The organism is Novosphingobium sp. (assembly GCF_019748365.1).
In the GTDB taxonomy this organism is placed as follows: Bacteria; Pseudomonadota; Alphaproteobacteria; order Sphingomonadales; family Sphingomonadaceae; genus Novosphingobium.
In genome coordinates this window covers 1-13,078 of record NZ_JAIEPN010000196.1, presented here as the reverse complement: position 1 = coordinate 13,078, position 13,078 = coordinate 1, and the positions used below count along the sequence as shown (strand labels likewise).

Below are 13,078 nucleotides of genomic sequence, written 5' to 3'. Positions count from 1 at the left end.
ATAAACACCAAACCCCCTTTGGTGTCGACCTAAGCCCATACACCCCGGCGGGGCCCGGGTGTCTCCACTCCCCTCGACACGAACGGGTTGGGGGAATGGCTAGTTCGAAGGCCGCCGCGCCATGAACGCCAGCCGTTCGAACAGCATCACGTCCTGCTCGTTCTTGAGCAGCGCGCCGTGCAGCGGCGGGATCGCCTTGGTCGGATCGCGGTTCTGGAGGACGTCGAGCGGCATGTCCTCGTTGAGGAGGAGCTTGAGCCAGTCGAGCAGTTCCGAGGTGCTCGGCTTCTTCTTCAGGCCAGGGACTTCGCGCACCTCGTAGAAGATATCCATCGCCTTGGTGACGAGGGTCTTCTGGATGCCGGGGAAATGGACGTCGATGATCGACTGCATCGTCTGCCGATCCGGGAACTTGATGTAGTGGAAGAAGCAGCGGCGCAGGAACGCGTCGGGCAGCTCCTTCTCGTTGTTCGAGGTGATGACGACGATCGGGCGTTCCTTGGCGGCGATGGTCTCGTGCGTTTCGTAGACATCGAAGCTCATCCGGTCGAGCTCCTGCAGAAGGTCGTTCGGGAACTCGATATCAGCCTTGTCGATTTCGTCGATCAGCAGGACGGGGAGCTGCGGCGAGGTGAAGGCCTCCCACAGCTTGCCCTTGCGGATGTAGTTGGAGATTTCATGCACGCGCGGATCGCCGAGCTGGCCATCGCGCAGGCGGGCAACCGCGTCGTATTCATAGAGGCCCTGCTGGGCCTTGGTGGTGGACTTGACGTTCCACTCGATCAGCGGCGCGCCGACGGCCTTGGCGATTTCGTGGGCAAGGACGGTCTTGCCGGTGCCGGGCTCGCCCTTCACCAGCAGCGGGCGGCGCAGCAGCACGGCCGCGTTGACTGCCACCTTGAGATCATCGGTCGCGACGTAATTGCTGGTGCCTTCAAAGCGCATGGACATCCTCGAAATTCTTAACCGGTTGCTTAAGGGATAGGGCGAGAGCAGCAGGCTGGCAAGTGGCCAAGCCGAGTAAGCTGAACTGCCACATTGGCGCGGGGAAGCGACACTTGGTTACAAGCGGCCCCGTTGCCGCTACGTGCCCGCGCGTGTAGGCGAAGCGCGATGCGATCCGCCCCCGCCGTCAGCCCTGCGCGCTACGCTCCGTCGCGCCGTGACCGGGCCGTTTCCCTCGTGCTGGCGCTGGTGGTCGGCCTCTCCCTGATTGCCGTGCTGGTGCTGATGACGGGTATTGTCGGCGGCGGTGGTCCTGAGGGCGGACAACTGGTGGCGATCAATATCGCCCCGCCGTCTGCCGAAAAGGAGAAGGAAAAGGCCGCGCCCAAGCAGGACGTGAAGCAGGAGCAGGTCCAGACGGTGACCACGCCGCCGCCCAAGCTGCCGCCGCGGGTCGAGATCCCGGCCAAGAACCAGGTCGAATGGCCGCCCGGCTTCATCAAGCTCAGCCGCGAGGACATTGCCAAGGCGGATATCAGCAAGATCAAGCCGGCGGGTGGCGGCGGTTCGACCGGCGCTTCGCAGGGCGGTGGCGGCAATGCCGAAGGAACCGGTGACGGCCCGGGCGGCGCGCGCGTCTACAATGCCGAATGGTACCGCGAGCCGACCAGAGCCGAACTTTCGCCCTACATGAGCGCAGCGCGCGGCGGTTCCAGCGGCGATTGGGCAATGATCATCTGCCGCACGGTCGAGCGGTTCCATGTCGAGGATTGCCGGGAGGTGGACGAGAGCCCGCGCGGGTCGGGTCTGGCGCGGGCGCTGCGGCAGGCGGCCTGGCAGTTTCTGGTGCGGCCGCCGCGCGTGGACGGCAAGGCGCAAGTCGGAACCTGGGTGCGCATCCGCTTCGATTTCAGGGCCGCGAAGCGCGAGGATGGGGCGGCCGGCCAGGACTGATGCCCGGCCGGCCGGGGCCCACGCCTTCGCACAAGGCATGGGCCCAGGAGCAATGGATCAGAACTCGGACCAGTTGTCCTCGTCGAGTTCGAGCGCGAGGTTGCCGTGGACCGGCGCGGGGGCAGCTGCCGGGATCGTGCGCAGGGGCAGCGGCGCAAGGGCCGAGGCGGGCCGCGCGGCGGGCGGGGCATTGAAGCTGCCGGCGGAGGCGGTGATCCCGGCGCCGCGGAAGCGCGCGACGAGATTGGCGAGATTGGCCGCCTGACCCGAAAGATTGCGCGAGGCAGCCGCGCTTTCCTCGACCATCGCAGCGTTCTGCTGAGTCATCCGGTCGAGCTCGCCCATGGTCACGTTGACCTTGGAGATGCTCGCCGCCTGATCGACGGCGGCGGTGGCAATGCCTTCGACCAGCGCGCCGATCTCGGCCACCTGGGTGATGATCGCATCGAGCGCCTCACCGGTCTCGCCGACGAGGTGGACGCCCATTTCGACATGCTGCGCGCTGCCGCTGATCAGGCCCTTGATATCGCGCGCGGCCTCTGCGGACCGCTGGGCGAGCGCGCGGACCTCGTTGGCGACGACGGCAAAGCCGCGGCCTGCCTCGCCGGCGCGCGCGGCTTCGACACCTGCGTTGAGCGCGAGGAGGTTGGTCTGGAAGGCGATACCATCGATCAGATCGATGATCTGGGTGATCTGCTTCGAGCTGTCGACGATCGAATCCATGGCGCCGACTGCACGCTTGACGACATCACCCCCGGCGTTGGCGCGGTCAGTCGCTCGCACGATCGTTTCGCGCACGGCGCCGGCGTTGCTGGCGCTCTGCTCGACCTTGGCGGTGACTTCGCGCATGGCGTTGGCGGCGGATTCAAGGCTGGCGGCCTGCTGCTCGGTGCGCGCAGCGAGGTCGTCGGAGGCGGCCCGGATTTCGGTCGAGCCGGTCTGAACGCCGCTGGCGGTGCCGGCGACCGAGCCGATGACCTGCTCAAGTTCGCTCGCCATCGCGTTGAAATCGGTCTTGAGCCGAGCGAACGGGCCTTCCAGCGCGGCGGTAACCCGCGCACCGAGATCGCCTTCCTTGAACTTTGCCAGTGCGGCGCCGAGTGTGCTGACGATGAGCTCTACCTGTTCGGCCTTGCTCGCTTCGGCACGGGCAAGCTGTGCCTGAAGGCCGCGCATGGCCCGGCCGAGCGCGCCGACCTCGTCCTGCGTATCGGCAATCTGGAGTGAACCGTCGAGACGTCCGTCCGCAAGGTCCTGGATCGCGTGGGTGATCTGGCTGACCGGGCGGGCGACGAAGCGGACCATCGTCAGGTAGATGCCGCCGAGCGCGCCGAGCACGGCAAGCCCTGCAATGATGCCGGACCACAGCGCAACCGCGAAATAGCCCGCTGCCAGCTGATTGGCCTCATCGATATGGGATTTCTGGTACTTCGCGATGTCGGCGAGCGCCTTGGTCGTCACCTCGACCGGTTCGCTCGACGTCGCCAGCCTGGCGAGCGCTTCGGCGGTGCGGCCTTCGGACGAGAGCTGGGTGATCTGGGTGGTATCCTGGCTCATCTGCTGCCAGCCGGCTTTGAAGGCCTTGAGCAGGGCCTGTTCCTGCGTGTCGATCCCGACGGCTTCGAACGCGGCCGTTTCCGTGCTGATGATCTTCTGGCTGGAGGCAATCTTGGCCTCGGCATCGGAGCGCTCGTAGTCGTCGGCTGCGAGCAGATGCGCACGCAAGGCATTTTCGAACTCGGCCATGGCAATGTTGACCTTGTCCGCGGCGAGTGCCTTGGGGACATGCTTTTCTGCCACCTGGATTTCGGCGCTGCGCATCGCGTTCATGCGCCAGACCATGGTGCCGATGGCGGCGACGACGACCAGCGAAAGCACCGCGAACATCACCGCGAGCTTGCGTCCGATCGGAGCGTTCCTGAGATATTCCATGCCGATTGAGCCCGTTTCTGCCGCCACGCGGGACTGCGCGACGGATATCGGCTGGGTTCTAAACGCGCGGAGACTGCCACCGGGTTTGGCCGGGGCTAGGGTGAAACCCGGACGTCGCGGTTAAAATCGGCTGAAGGGCTCAAGCGGCGGAGCGGGTCATTGCTTGCGGTTCTGGTGCCGGAAGATACCGATCACGATGATCTGCCGGGGCTTGATGCGATAGACGATCTTGAAATGATACCGGAGGGTGACGATCCGCCGAAGATCGCCGTGTCCTGTTGCCTGACCGGAACTTGGGAAAACCCTCAGACGATCAATTGCGCGTTCGATATCGGCAACTATGCGCGGAGTGCTTTCAGGCGCAATCCCGTTGTACCACTGGATGATGCCATCAAGGTCGGCAATTGCCTTTTCGCTGAACCGAACCTTCACCAGATCTCGCCATCAACGATCGAAGGCGTGTCCGAATATCCGCCTGATATCGTCATCCGATGCTATCGCCGGGTTCGGATCAGCCAAGCGCCGTTCGATCTCCTCCAATTCTGCAGGTGTGAAATCATGGCGAGGGTCGAAGCTCTCCATGATCGCTGCGAGGGTTTCCTCGACAGCAGCGCGATCAGCCTCATCGAGCCGGGCGGTGAACGCAAGGAAGGAGTCGAGCACGGTCATTGCCAGTTCAACATAGCATGGAATGGCCGAGCGGAAAGGTGGGGTTGACTCACGCGTCAATCAATTCCGGATCGAGCTCCCCGGCGCGGTTCTGGATGAACATGAAGCGCTGGGCGGGGTCGCGGCCCATCAGGCGGTCGACGAGGTCCTTTACCGCGGCTCTGCCTTCATACTCGGGCGGCAGGGTGATGCGGATGAGGCTGCGGGTGGCAGGGTTCATCGTCGTCTCCCGCAGCTGCTGCGGGTTCATCTCGCCGAGGCCCTTGAAGCGGCCGACTTCGACTTTCTTGCCCTTGAACTTCGTTGCTTCCAGCTCGGTGCGGTGGGCGTCGTCCTTGGCATAGACCGAGGTGGCGCCGCTGGTGAGGCGGTAGAGCGGGGGCTGGGCGAGGTAGAGGTGCCCGCGCCGCACGATCTCCGGCATTTCCTGGAAGAAGAAGGTCATCAGCAAGGTGGCGATATGCGCGCCGTCGACATCCGCGTCGGTCATGATGATGATCCGGTCGTAGCGCAGCGCATCAGCATTGCAGTCCTTGCGCATGCCGCAGCCCAAGGCGAGCGCGAGATCGGCGATTTCGGCATTGGCGCGGATCTTGTCGGCGCTGGCGCTGGCGACGTTGAGGATCTTGCCGCGGATGGGCAGGATCGCCTGCGTCTTGCGGTCACGCGCATGCTTGGCGCTGCCGCCGGCGGAATCACCTTCGACAATGAACAGCTCGGTCTCGCCGCTGCCTTCGCCGCTGCAATCGGTGAGCTTGCCGGGAAGGCGCAGCTTGCGGGCGTTGGTCGCGGTCTTGCGCTTGACCTCGCGCTCCGCCTTGCGGCGCAGGCGCTCGTCCATGCGCTCCATCACCGCGCCGAGCAGCGCCTTGCCGCGTTCCATGTTGTCGGTGAGGAAGTGGTCGAAGTGATCGCGCATGGCGCTTTCGACCATCCGCGCGGCTTCGGGGCTTGTGAGGCGGTCCTTGGTCTGGCTCTGGAACTGGGGATCGCGGATGAACACCGAGAGCATGATCTCGCTGCCCGTCAGCATGTCCTCGGGCGCGATGTCCTTGGCCTTCTTCTGGCCGACGAGTTCGCCGAAAGCGCGGATGCCCTTGGTCAGCGCGGCGCGAAGGCCTGCTTCGTGGGTGCCGCCATCGGGGGTGGGGATGGTGTTGCAGTACCAGCTATAGGACCCGTCCGACCACAGCGGCCAGGCGATGGCCCATTCGGCGCGGCCCATTTCCTCGCCATTCGGACCGGCGGGGAAATCCTGGCTGCCGGTAAAAGGCACGGAGGTGACGCATTCGCGGCCCGCGACCTGCTCGGCAAGGTGATCGGCAAGGCCGCCGGGGAACTGGAACGTGGCCTCTGGCGGAATATCCGTCCCCGCGATCAGCGCAGGCGCGCACTTCCAGCGGATCTCGACGCCAGCGAAGAGATAGGCCTTGGAGCGGACAAGGCGGAACAGGCGCGCGGGCTTGAAGCGCGCCTCTTCGCCGAAGATCTCGCCATCGGGGATGAATGTGACCGAAGTACCACGCCGGTTGGGCGCTGCACCGATGCGCTCCAGCTTCGTGGTCGGCAGCCCGCGCGAAAACTCCTGCGCATAGAGCTCCTTGTTCCGCGCGACTTCGATGCGGGTGAGCACCGAAAGCGCGTTGACCACCGAGATGCCGACGCCGTGGAGGCCGCCCGAGGTGGCATAGGCCTTGCCGGAGAACTTGCCGCCCGAATGGAGCATGGTGAGGATCACTTCGAGCGCGGACTTGCCCGGATACTTCGGGTGCTCGTCCACCGGCATGCCGCGGCCGTTGTCGGTGATCGTGATCTTGCCCGCGGTGCCGGGAGGGCCTTCCTCGAGCGTGACTTCGATGCGGTTGGCGTGGCCCGCGACCGCCTCGTCCATCGCGTTGTCGAGCACTTCGGCGGCGAGGTGATGGAGCGCGCGCTCGTCGATCCCGCCGATGTACATGCCGGGACGGCGGCGGACGGGTTCGAGCCCCTCCAGCACCTCGATGGCGCTGCCATCGTAGGTTTCGTCGGCGCTGCGCTGGGGCAGCTTGTCGAACAGGTCATCAGACATGGGAACGACTATAGAACATGGCCGATTCCGGGGGCAATGGGGGGATGGTGCTTATCCCGGGGTTTTGTGGGCGGACGGCGGGGCGTGCGCCGCAAGATGAAGATGGTTCGCGCAGAGGCCGCTGAGAGCGCAGAGATGTGCGGATTTGTGGCCAAGGCTGTGCCTAGCGACCGTATCCAGCTGCGGCTTCGCCGCTCTGTTCGGTCTTCTCTGCGGTCTCTGCGGCCTCTGCGCGAACCAACTCTTCTTCTTCAGGGATTGAACTTCGCCGGTGCAGGGCTCGCCGTCACGAAGGTGCCCGCGCCCACTTCGCGCACTTCCATCGCGCGTTCGGCGACGCCGTTCGGTTCGAAGCGGAACACGCCGTCGAGCCCGATGAACCCGTCGCGCGTATAGAGCTTGGCGGTGGGGAACAGGGTGCCCGGCTTCCACCCGCGCGCGACGTTGAGCGTGAGCAGCACCGAATCGTAGCCGAGTGTGGCAAGGCGCGAAGGCGCGGCGCCGAAGCGGGTGCGATAGGATTGCTCGAACTGGCCGAAGCGCTTGTCGGAAACGGCGGCGAACCATGCGCCGCGCATGGCCGGGCTCTTGGCGATCGAGGCATCGCCGTTCCACAGCTCGGTGCCAAGGAGCTTCGTGCCGGCAGCGGCGGGCGCGGCCATCAGTGCGATGCGGCCGCTGTCGCCGATCAGCAGCGCATTGACCGGGCCTTTGGCCAGCACGCGGCGCACCGCGCTCGAGACCGAAGTGTTGGAGCGGTCATAGCTTTCGATCGCGGTTACGGTCAGCCCGCGCGAACGCGCCGCAACCGTGAGCGCGGAGGACACGCGCTGGCCATAGGCGCCGGTGGGGATGATCGCGCCGATGGACTTGATGCCCTTGTCCTGCGCGAAGCCGACCACGCGGGCGATGGCCTGTGCCGGAACCTGACCGAGCACGAAGACATCGCGGTCCGCCACGGACGCATCGTTCGAATAGGTGATCATCGGCACCTTGGCCGGCCGGGCGACGCTGGCGACGGCGACCACTTCATCCGCCAGCAGCGGGCCGAGGATCAGGCGGTTGCCATCAAGGATTGCCTTGTTGGCGGCAAGCCCGGCGCCGAGCGCGGTGTCGTAGGTCGTGATGCGCACGTTCTGCGCGCCCGTATCGAGCAGCGCCATCGTGGTGGCGTTGGCGATGGCCATGCCGACGGGCGCATTGGGCCCGCTCATCGGCACGAGCAGCGCAACGCGGTGGCGATCGGCATCCGTGGGCAGGACATTGGCGTCCGGCGTCACTTCCACCGGCTTGGGCGGCGGTGGCGGCGCGACGGGCTTGGGGATCACGGTGCAGCCGGCGAGCAGGGCCAGCGCCCCGCATACGATCCAGCGCCGCAGGTTCCCGCCTGCTGTCCGCCCGCTTCCGATCATCATTGGCTTGCCGCTCCCTGGTCGCCGGTCCATTGGTCTGCTTATGCAAACGCCCGAACTTGAACCCGGTCTCTATATAGTCGCGACTCCGATTGGCAATCTCGGTGACGTCAGTCGGCGCGCAATCGAGACACTTTCGGGATGCGCCGTGGTCGCTTGCGAGGATACGCGGGTCACGGGCAAGCTCTTGCACCACCTGGGGATCAAGCGGCCGCTCCGGCGCTATGACGATCACGCGAGCGACGCGGCGCGCGAGGCGCTGCTGGGCGAGATGACGCGCGGGGCGGTGGCGCTGGTTTCGGACGCGGGGACGCCGCTGATTTCCGATCCCGGCTACCGTCTTGTGCGCGAGGCGCGGGCGCGCGGGATTGCGGTGACGACGATCCCCGGGGCAAGCGCGCTGGTCGCGGCGCTGACGCTGGCGGGGCTGCCGACGGACCGGTTCCTGTTTGCCGGCTTCCTGCCGAGCAAGGACAAGGCGCGCGGGGATGTGCTGGCGGAACTGGCGGCGGTGCCGGCAACGCTGGTGTTCTATGAGACGGGGCCACGGCTGGTCGCCTCACTCGAGGCGATGGCCCGCCTGCTGCCGGGGCGCGAGATCGCCGTGGCGCGTGAGCTGACCAAGCTGCACGAGGAATGCCGGACAGGGACAGCGGTCGAACTGGCGGCGCACTACACCGCGCATCCGCCGAAGGGCGAAATCGTGCTGCTGGCGGGGCCCCCCGGCGCGGCAGAGAAGCCGGGCGAGGCGGATGTGGATGCGGAGTTGCTTGCGGCGCTGGCCGATCTACCGGTGTCCAAGGCGGCAGCGCTGGTGGCGAAGAAGCATGGGCTGGACAGGAAGGTGCTCTATGCGCGGGCGCTGGAGTTACGGGGCTAGAGTCTTGAACCAGATTTCCACCACCCGTTCGTGTCGAGCGAAGTCGAGACACCAAGCGCGGCGCCTTGTGTCTCGACTTCGGGTCTTCGACCCGAAGTTTATCCCGAGCTTGTCGAGGGGCTCGACACGAACGGATCGGGGGGTGGTTTGGTGAGCCGGGCCGAGGCCGAACTGCAGGGGCGGCGCGGGGAGAACCTTGCGGCCTGGTACTTGTGGTTCTGCGGCTGGCGCATTCTCGCCAAGCGGCAGCGGATCGGCGCCGGCGAGGTCGATCTCGTTGCGCGCAAGGGGCGCACGGTGGCGTTTGTCGAGGTGAAGTGGCGATCCAGCAGGGCAGCGCTCGATTCTGCCATCGATGCGCGGCGGCTGCGGCGCGTGGCGCGGGCGGCGGAGGCACTGGCGCCGAAGTTTGCGGGGCCGGGCGACGATGTGCGGATCGACGTGATCCTCATCGCGCCCGGAACCTGGCCGCGCCGGATCGCCAATGTCTGGCAACCCGGCGCGTAGTATCGAATGATCAGTGGCCGGGATGGCCGGCGCCGTGGCCGTCCTTGTGCTCGCCATCCTTGTGCTCGCCATCATGGCCGTCCTTGTGGTCGCCGTCGTGCCCATCCTTGTGCTCGCCGTCCTTGGGGTGCTCGGTCGGGTGCTTTTCGGGATTGGCGGCGGCGCTGGCGGTCCAGCCGAGGATGGCAGCAGTGCAGGCGATGGCGGTGAGGGTCTTGCGCATGTGGTCTGGTCCCTTGTAATGGATGCGGTGCCGGGCGGGGGGCCGACCGGGCGCGGTGCATTCATGGTCGCAAACCGGCGCAAACCGCATTAAGGCGCGGCTGCGGGTTATCACGGACCCGCCGCTAATGGATTGACCGCCAATGACTCTCCGCGTTGCCGTCCAGATGGACCCGCTCCATTCGATCAATATCAACGGCGATTCCACCTTCGCGCTGATGCTGGCGGCGCAGGCGCGGGGGCATGAGCTTTATCACTATGACGTCGGCGCGCTCTCGCTCGATGAGAATGACAGACTGACCGCGCGCGCTGTGCCGGTGACGGTGCAGCGCGTGTCAGACGATCACTACAAGGCGGGCGAGGCGCGGCGCCTGGACCTCGGGCGCGATATCGATGTGGTGCTGATGCGGCAGGATCCGCCGTTCCACATGGGCTATATCACCGCGACGCACCTGCTCGAGCGGATCGAGAGCGAGACGCTGGTGGTGAACAACCCGCGCAGCGTGAGGAATGCGCCCGAAAAGGTGATGGTGCTTGATTACCGGCGCTTCATGCCGCCGACGCTGGTGACGCGTTCGGTGGAAGAAGTGCGCGCCTTCCAGAAGCGCCACGGCGCGGTGGTGGTGAAGCCGATTCACGGCAACGGCGGCAAGGCGATCTTCCGCGTTTCGGAGGAAGGCGAGAACCTCGGCGCGCTGATCGAGGTGTTCAACCAGACCTGGCCCGAGCCGCACATGGTGCAGGCCTTCCTTCCCGAAGTGAGCGAGGGCGACAAGCGCATCGTGCTGGTGGATGGCGAAGTGGCAGGTGCGATCAACCGCAAGCCGGGCGAGGGCGAGTTCCGCTCCAACCTTGCCGTCGGCGGCTATGCCGAGAAGACCGCGCTGACCCCGGAAGAGCAGGAAATCTGCGCCGCGCTGGGGCCGGAGCTGAAGCGGCTGGGACTGATCTTCGTCGGCATCGACGTGATCGGCGGCAAGTGGCTGACCGAAATCAACGTGACCTCGCCGACGGGGATCGTGGCGATCGACCGGTTCAACGGGACCGATACGGCGGGGATGATCTGGGATGCGATCGAGGGGCGGGTTTGAATCGGGGCTTGTCCAATTTTAAGCCGCTTTATCGATAGCTAGCATAGCCTAGGAATGGCCGAGTTTGCGTCGGAAGCAGTCAAGGCAATGGCGCGTTGTAGTGCTTGATCAAGCAGATTGTTGCGGAGTTCCAGTCTGGACCGAACTTCATGACCAACCTGTTGTCGATCCAGCCGAATAGATGTGCCGGGCCGTTGCTGCCAATCTTTCGATAGAGCCCGCAGGTAACGTGCTGACCGGATCTAGTCTCTTGAGTCGCGTGCAAAATCTCGAAACGACCATGCTCATGAGAAGCCAACGCTTTTAGGATGCGCTGCTTCTCGGAAGCGTCCACATCGGCCGCCGCTGAAACGCCGCAGGCAACCAAGCAATAGGGGACCGCCGCATAAATTAGCTTCCACATTGGCTTACGATACGTTTCGAACCCACGGATTAAAATGTCCGCAACTGGGCGCATGCTGCCACATTCCCACAGGAACTCGATCAAGCCGCCTTCAGCGTCCCGAACGGGAGCGAGACCGTTTCAAGCGTCGTCAAATCGAGCTTCCCCGAAGCGCCATCGATGTCGAGCCCAACAAGATTGCCAGCAAGGTCGAAATCGGCATTGAAGCCGCTCGCAATCTCCCGCGTCTCAGCGGAAGGCTGCGCGCTTAGTTCGATGTAGAGGCTGTCGGTATCGGGGTAATAGTGCAGCTTCATTAGACTTCCTCGCGGTAGCCGCGATCAAGGAACGCGTTGTGTATGGTCTCGCCGTCTTCCAACGTGACGACGCGCAAAATGCGCGTTTCCTCTTCGTCTGGCAAGGTGACATGGCCCCAATGGCGGATTCGGCCATCGTCCTGCACTTCGATGCGCAGTGGCGCGGCAATCACGGCGCGGCAGTGTTCTAAGGTCAGATACGGCCGCTTTCGCAGCACCTGCTCCTCGAAATAGCGCGTCGTTGACATTCCGCGCCTTCCGCCCGGCTTACTCCGCTTCCGAAAGCCACTGCTCCAGATACTTGATCGAATAGTCCCCATCGAGGAACTTGGGGTCGGTCAGCAGCTTCTGGTGGAGTGGGATCGAAGTCTTCACGCCGCCGATCACCATCTCCTCCAGCGCGCGCTTCAGGCGCATGATGCAGCCTTCGCGGGTGCGGCCCGAGACGATGAGCTTGGCGATCATGGAGTCGTAATAGGGCGGAATGCGGTAGCCGGCGTAGAGGCCGCTATCGACGCGCACGTGCATGCCGCCGGCGGCGTGGTAGCTGGTGACGAGGCCGGGCGAGGGGGTGAAGTTGAACGGGTCTTCCGCGTTGATGCGGCACTCGATCGCGTGGCCCTTGAACTCGATCTCTTCCTGCTTGACCGAGAGCGGCTTGCCATCGGCGATGCGGATCTGTTCGCGCACGAGGTCGACGCCGGTGATCGCTTCGGTGACGGGATGCTCCACCTGCAGGCGGGTGTTCATCTCGATGAAGTAGAACTCGCCGTTTTCCCAGAGGAACTCGATCGTGCCCGCGCCGCGATAGCCCATGTCGGCCATGGCCTTGGCGACAATGCCGCCCATCCGGTCGCGCTCGGCGGCGGAGATGACGGGGCTGGGGGCTTCCTCCAGCACCTTCTGGTGGCGGCGCTGCAGCGAACAGTCGCGCTCACCGAGGTGGATGGCGTTGCCATTGCCATCGCCGAAGACCTGGAATTCGATGTGGCGCGGGTTGCCGAGGTACTTCTCGATGTAAACCGTGGCATCGCCGAACGCGGCCTTGGCTTCGCTGCCGGCCTGCTGGATCAGCGTTTCGAGCTCGTCCGGGCCGTTGCAGACCTTCATGCCGCGCCCGCCGCCGCCCGAGGCGGCCTTGATGATCACCGGATAGCCGGCGGCTTCCGCGATCGCCTTGGCTTCCTTGATATCGGAAACCGCACCGTCGGACCCGGGAACGAGTGGCAGGCCGAGCGCGCCGGCGGTGCGCTTGGCTTCGATCTTGTCGCCCATCGTGCGGATGTGTTCGGGCTTGGGGCCGATCCACGTGATGTCGTGCGCCTCGACGATCTCGGCAAACTTGGCGTTTTCCGAAAGGAAGCCGTAGCCAGGATGGATCGCGTCGGCATGCGTAATCTCGGCCGCGGAGATGATCGCGGCCATGTTGAGATAGCTGTCCTTGGCGGCCGGCGGGCCGATGCAGACGGCATGGTCGGCCAGACGCACGTGCATGGCGTCGGCATCGGCGGTGGAGTGCACCGCGACCGTTTCGATCCCCATCTCATGCGCAGCGCGGTGGATGCGCAGCGCGATTTCGCCGCGGTTGGCGATCAGCAGGCGGGAAATGGCCATGGGTCTGGCGCGCTCAGGCGATGACGACGAGCGGCTGGTCAAACTCGACCGGCTGCGCGTTTTCGACCAGGATCGCGGTGATCTT

The 13,078-nt window shown here is 65.2% G+C and carries 15 protein-coding genes; 4 read left to right on the top strand and 11 right to left on the bottom strand.

What is annotated here, in order from left to right; all coding sequences use genetic code 11:
• Positions 1 to 99: 99 nt before the first annotated feature.
• The gene (locus tag K5Q19_RS20965; RefSeq protein WP_292949280.1) at positions 100 to 945 is read right to left on the bottom strand and encodes a MoxR family ATPase; all 846 of its coding nucleotides are present in this window, start codon (positions 943 to 945) and stop codon (positions 100 to 102) included.
• Between the two features lie 168 nt (positions 946 to 1,113).
• Between K5Q19_RS20965 and K5Q19_RS20960 the strand changes: the two genes are divergently transcribed.
• Positions 1,114 to 1,899 carry a hypothetical protein gene (locus K5Q19_RS20960; protein ID WP_292949277.1) on the top strand — a complete coding sequence of 262 codons (786 nt, stop codon included), beginning with the start codon at positions 1,114 to 1,116 and terminating at the stop codon, positions 1,897 to 1,899.
• Between the two features lie 57 nt (positions 1,900 to 1,956).
• Here the strand turns inward: K5Q19_RS20960 and K5Q19_RS20955 are convergent, their stop codons facing one another.
• The 5 genes from K5Q19_RS20955 to K5Q19_RS20935 form a co-directional block, all read right to left on the bottom strand.
• Positions 1,957 to 3,831 carry a methyl-accepting chemotaxis protein gene (locus K5Q19_RS20955; RefSeq protein ID WP_292949274.1) on the bottom strand — a complete coding sequence of 625 codons (1,875 nt, stop codon included), beginning with the start codon at positions 3,829 to 3,831 and terminating at the stop codon, positions 1,957 to 1,959.
• Positions 3,832 to 3,987: 156 nt separating this feature from the next.
• Positions 3,988 to 4,263 (bottom strand): type II toxin-antitoxin system RelE/ParE family toxin, encoded by a 276-nt coding sequence (locus K5Q19_RS20950; RefSeq protein ID WP_292949271.1) that lies wholly within the window; start codon positions 4,261 to 4,263, stop codon positions 3,988 to 3,990.
• A 12-nt stretch (positions 4,264 to 4,275) separates the two neighbouring features.
• On the bottom strand, positions 4,276 to 4,500 hold the full coding sequence (locus K5Q19_RS20945) for a hypothetical protein (RefSeq protein WP_292949268.1): 225 nt from the start codon (positions 4,498 to 4,500) through the stop codon (positions 4,276 to 4,278).
• Between the two features lie 49 nt (positions 4,501 to 4,549).
• Positions 4,550 to 6,568, bottom strand: a complete 2,019-nt coding sequence (locus tag K5Q19_RS20940) for a DNA topoisomerase IV subunit B (protein WP_292949265.1) — start codon at positions 6,566 to 6,568, stop codon at positions 4,550 to 4,552.
• A gap of 251 nt (positions 6,569 to 6,819) precedes the next feature.
• On the bottom strand, positions 6,820 to 7,983 hold the full coding sequence (locus K5Q19_RS20935) for a penicillin-binding protein activator (RefSeq protein WP_292949263.1): 1,164 nt from the start codon (positions 7,981 to 7,983) through the stop codon (positions 6,820 to 6,822).
• Between the two features lie 40 nt (positions 7,984 to 8,023).
• Here K5Q19_RS20935 and rsmI point away from each other — a divergent pair, with 40 nt between their 5' ends.
• Entirely contained in the window at positions 8,024 to 8,860 is an 837-nt protein-coding gene (gene rsmI / locus K5Q19_RS20930; protein WP_292949260.1) for a 16S rRNA (cytidine(1402)-2'-O)-methyltransferase, read from the top strand.
• 150 nt (positions 8,861 to 9,010) lie between these two features.
• Positions 9,011 to 9,367, top strand: coding sequence for a YraN family protein (locus K5Q19_RS20925; protein ID WP_292949258.1), 357 nt, complete (start codon positions 9,011 to 9,013; stop codon positions 9,365 to 9,367).
• A 10-nt stretch (positions 9,368 to 9,377) separates the two neighbouring features.
• Here the strand turns inward: K5Q19_RS20925 and K5Q19_RS20920 are convergent, their stop codons facing one another.
• On the bottom strand, positions 9,378 to 9,590 hold the full coding sequence (locus K5Q19_RS20920; RefSeq protein WP_292949256.1) for a hypothetical protein: 213 nt from the start codon (positions 9,588 to 9,590) through the stop codon (positions 9,378 to 9,380).
• Between the two features lie 142 nt (positions 9,591 to 9,732).
• On the opposite strand from K5Q19_RS20920, the gene gshB reads away from it, so the two are divergent.
• Complete coding sequence (gshB, locus tag K5Q19_RS20915; protein WP_292949254.1) at positions 9,733 to 10,680, top strand: glutathione synthase; 948 nt, start codon at positions 9,733 to 9,735, stop codon at positions 10,678 to 10,680.
• 79 nt (positions 10,681 to 10,759) lie between these two features.
• Here the strand turns inward: gshB and K5Q19_RS20910 are convergent, their stop codons facing one another.
• The 4 genes from K5Q19_RS20910 to accC are packed head-to-tail and all read right to left on the bottom strand — an operon-like array spanning position 10,760 to position 12,993.
• Positions 10,760 to 11,167, bottom strand: a complete 408-nt coding sequence (locus tag K5Q19_RS20910) for a hypothetical protein (RefSeq protein ID WP_292949252.1) — start codon at positions 11,165 to 11,167, stop codon at positions 10,760 to 10,762.
• Positions 11,164 to 11,379, bottom strand: coding sequence for a DUF2283 domain-containing protein (locus tag K5Q19_RS20905; protein WP_292949250.1), 216 nt, complete (start codon positions 11,377 to 11,379; stop codon positions 11,164 to 11,166). The genes K5Q19_RS20910 and K5Q19_RS20905 overlap by 4 nt, the downstream gene beginning before the upstream one ends.
• On the bottom strand, positions 11,379 to 11,627 hold the full coding sequence (locus tag K5Q19_RS20900; protein ID WP_292949248.1) for a hypothetical protein: 249 nt from the start codon (positions 11,625 to 11,627) through the stop codon (positions 11,379 to 11,381). Before K5Q19_RS20900 ends, K5Q19_RS20905 begins: the two co-directional genes overlap by 1 nt.
• A gap of 19 nt (positions 11,628 to 11,646) precedes the next feature.
• A complete protein-coding gene (gene accC / locus K5Q19_RS20895; protein ID WP_292949246.1) occupies positions 11,647 to 12,993 on the bottom strand; it encodes an acetyl-CoA carboxylase biotin carboxylase subunit in 1,347 nt (448 codons plus the stop codon).
• Between the last annotated feature and the right edge of the window lie 85 nt (positions 12,994 to 13,078).

What these genes read in the sequence shown, in the direction of transcription:
- gshB (WP_292949254.1), top strand. Translation starts at nt 9,733, where the DNA reads ATGACTCTCCGCGTTGCCGTCCAGATGGACCCGCTCCATTCGATCAAT.
- K5Q19_RS20920 (WP_292949256.1), bottom strand. Translation starts at nt 9,590, where the DNA reads ATGCGCAAGACCCTCACCGCCATCGCCTGCACTGCTGCCATCCTCGGC.
- K5Q19_RS20905 (WP_292949250.1), bottom strand. Translation starts at nt 11,379, where the DNA reads ATGAAGCTGCACTATTACCCCGATACCGACAGCCTCTACATCGAACTA.
- K5Q19_RS20900 (WP_292949248.1), bottom strand. Translation starts at nt 11,627, where the DNA reads ATGTCAACGACGCGCTATTTCGAGGAGCAGGTGCTGCGAAAGCGGCCG.
- K5Q19_RS20955 (WP_292949274.1), bottom strand. Translation starts at nt 3,831, where the DNA reads ATGGAATATCTCAGGAACGCTCCGATCGGACGCAAGCTCGCGGTGATG.
- K5Q19_RS20965 (WP_292949280.1), bottom strand. Translation starts at nt 945, where the DNA reads ATGCGCTTTGAAGGCACCAGCAATTACGTCGCGACCGATGATCTCAAG.
- K5Q19_RS20940 (WP_292949265.1), bottom strand. Translation starts at nt 6,568, where the DNA reads ATGTCTGATGACCTGTTCGACAAGCTGCCCCAGCGCAGCGCCGACGAA.
- K5Q19_RS20960 (WP_292949277.1), top strand. Translation starts at nt 1,114, where the DNA reads ATGCGATCCGCCCCCGCCGTCAGCCCTGCGCGCTACGCTCCGTCGCGC.
- K5Q19_RS20945 (WP_292949268.1), bottom strand. Translation starts at nt 4,500, where the DNA reads ATGACCGTGCTCGACTCCTTCCTTGCGTTCACCGCCCGGCTCGATGAG.
- accC (WP_292949246.1), bottom strand. Translation starts at nt 12,993, where the DNA reads ATGGCCATTTCCCGCCTGCTGATCGCCAACCGCGGCGAAATCGCGCTG.
- K5Q19_RS20935 (WP_292949263.1), bottom strand. Translation starts at nt 7,983, where the DNA reads ATGATGATCGGAAGCGGGCGGACAGCAGGCGGGAACCTGCGGCGCTGG.
- rsmI (WP_292949260.1), top strand. Translation starts at nt 8,024, where the DNA reads ATGCAAACGCCCGAACTTGAACCCGGTCTCTATATAGTCGCGACTCCG.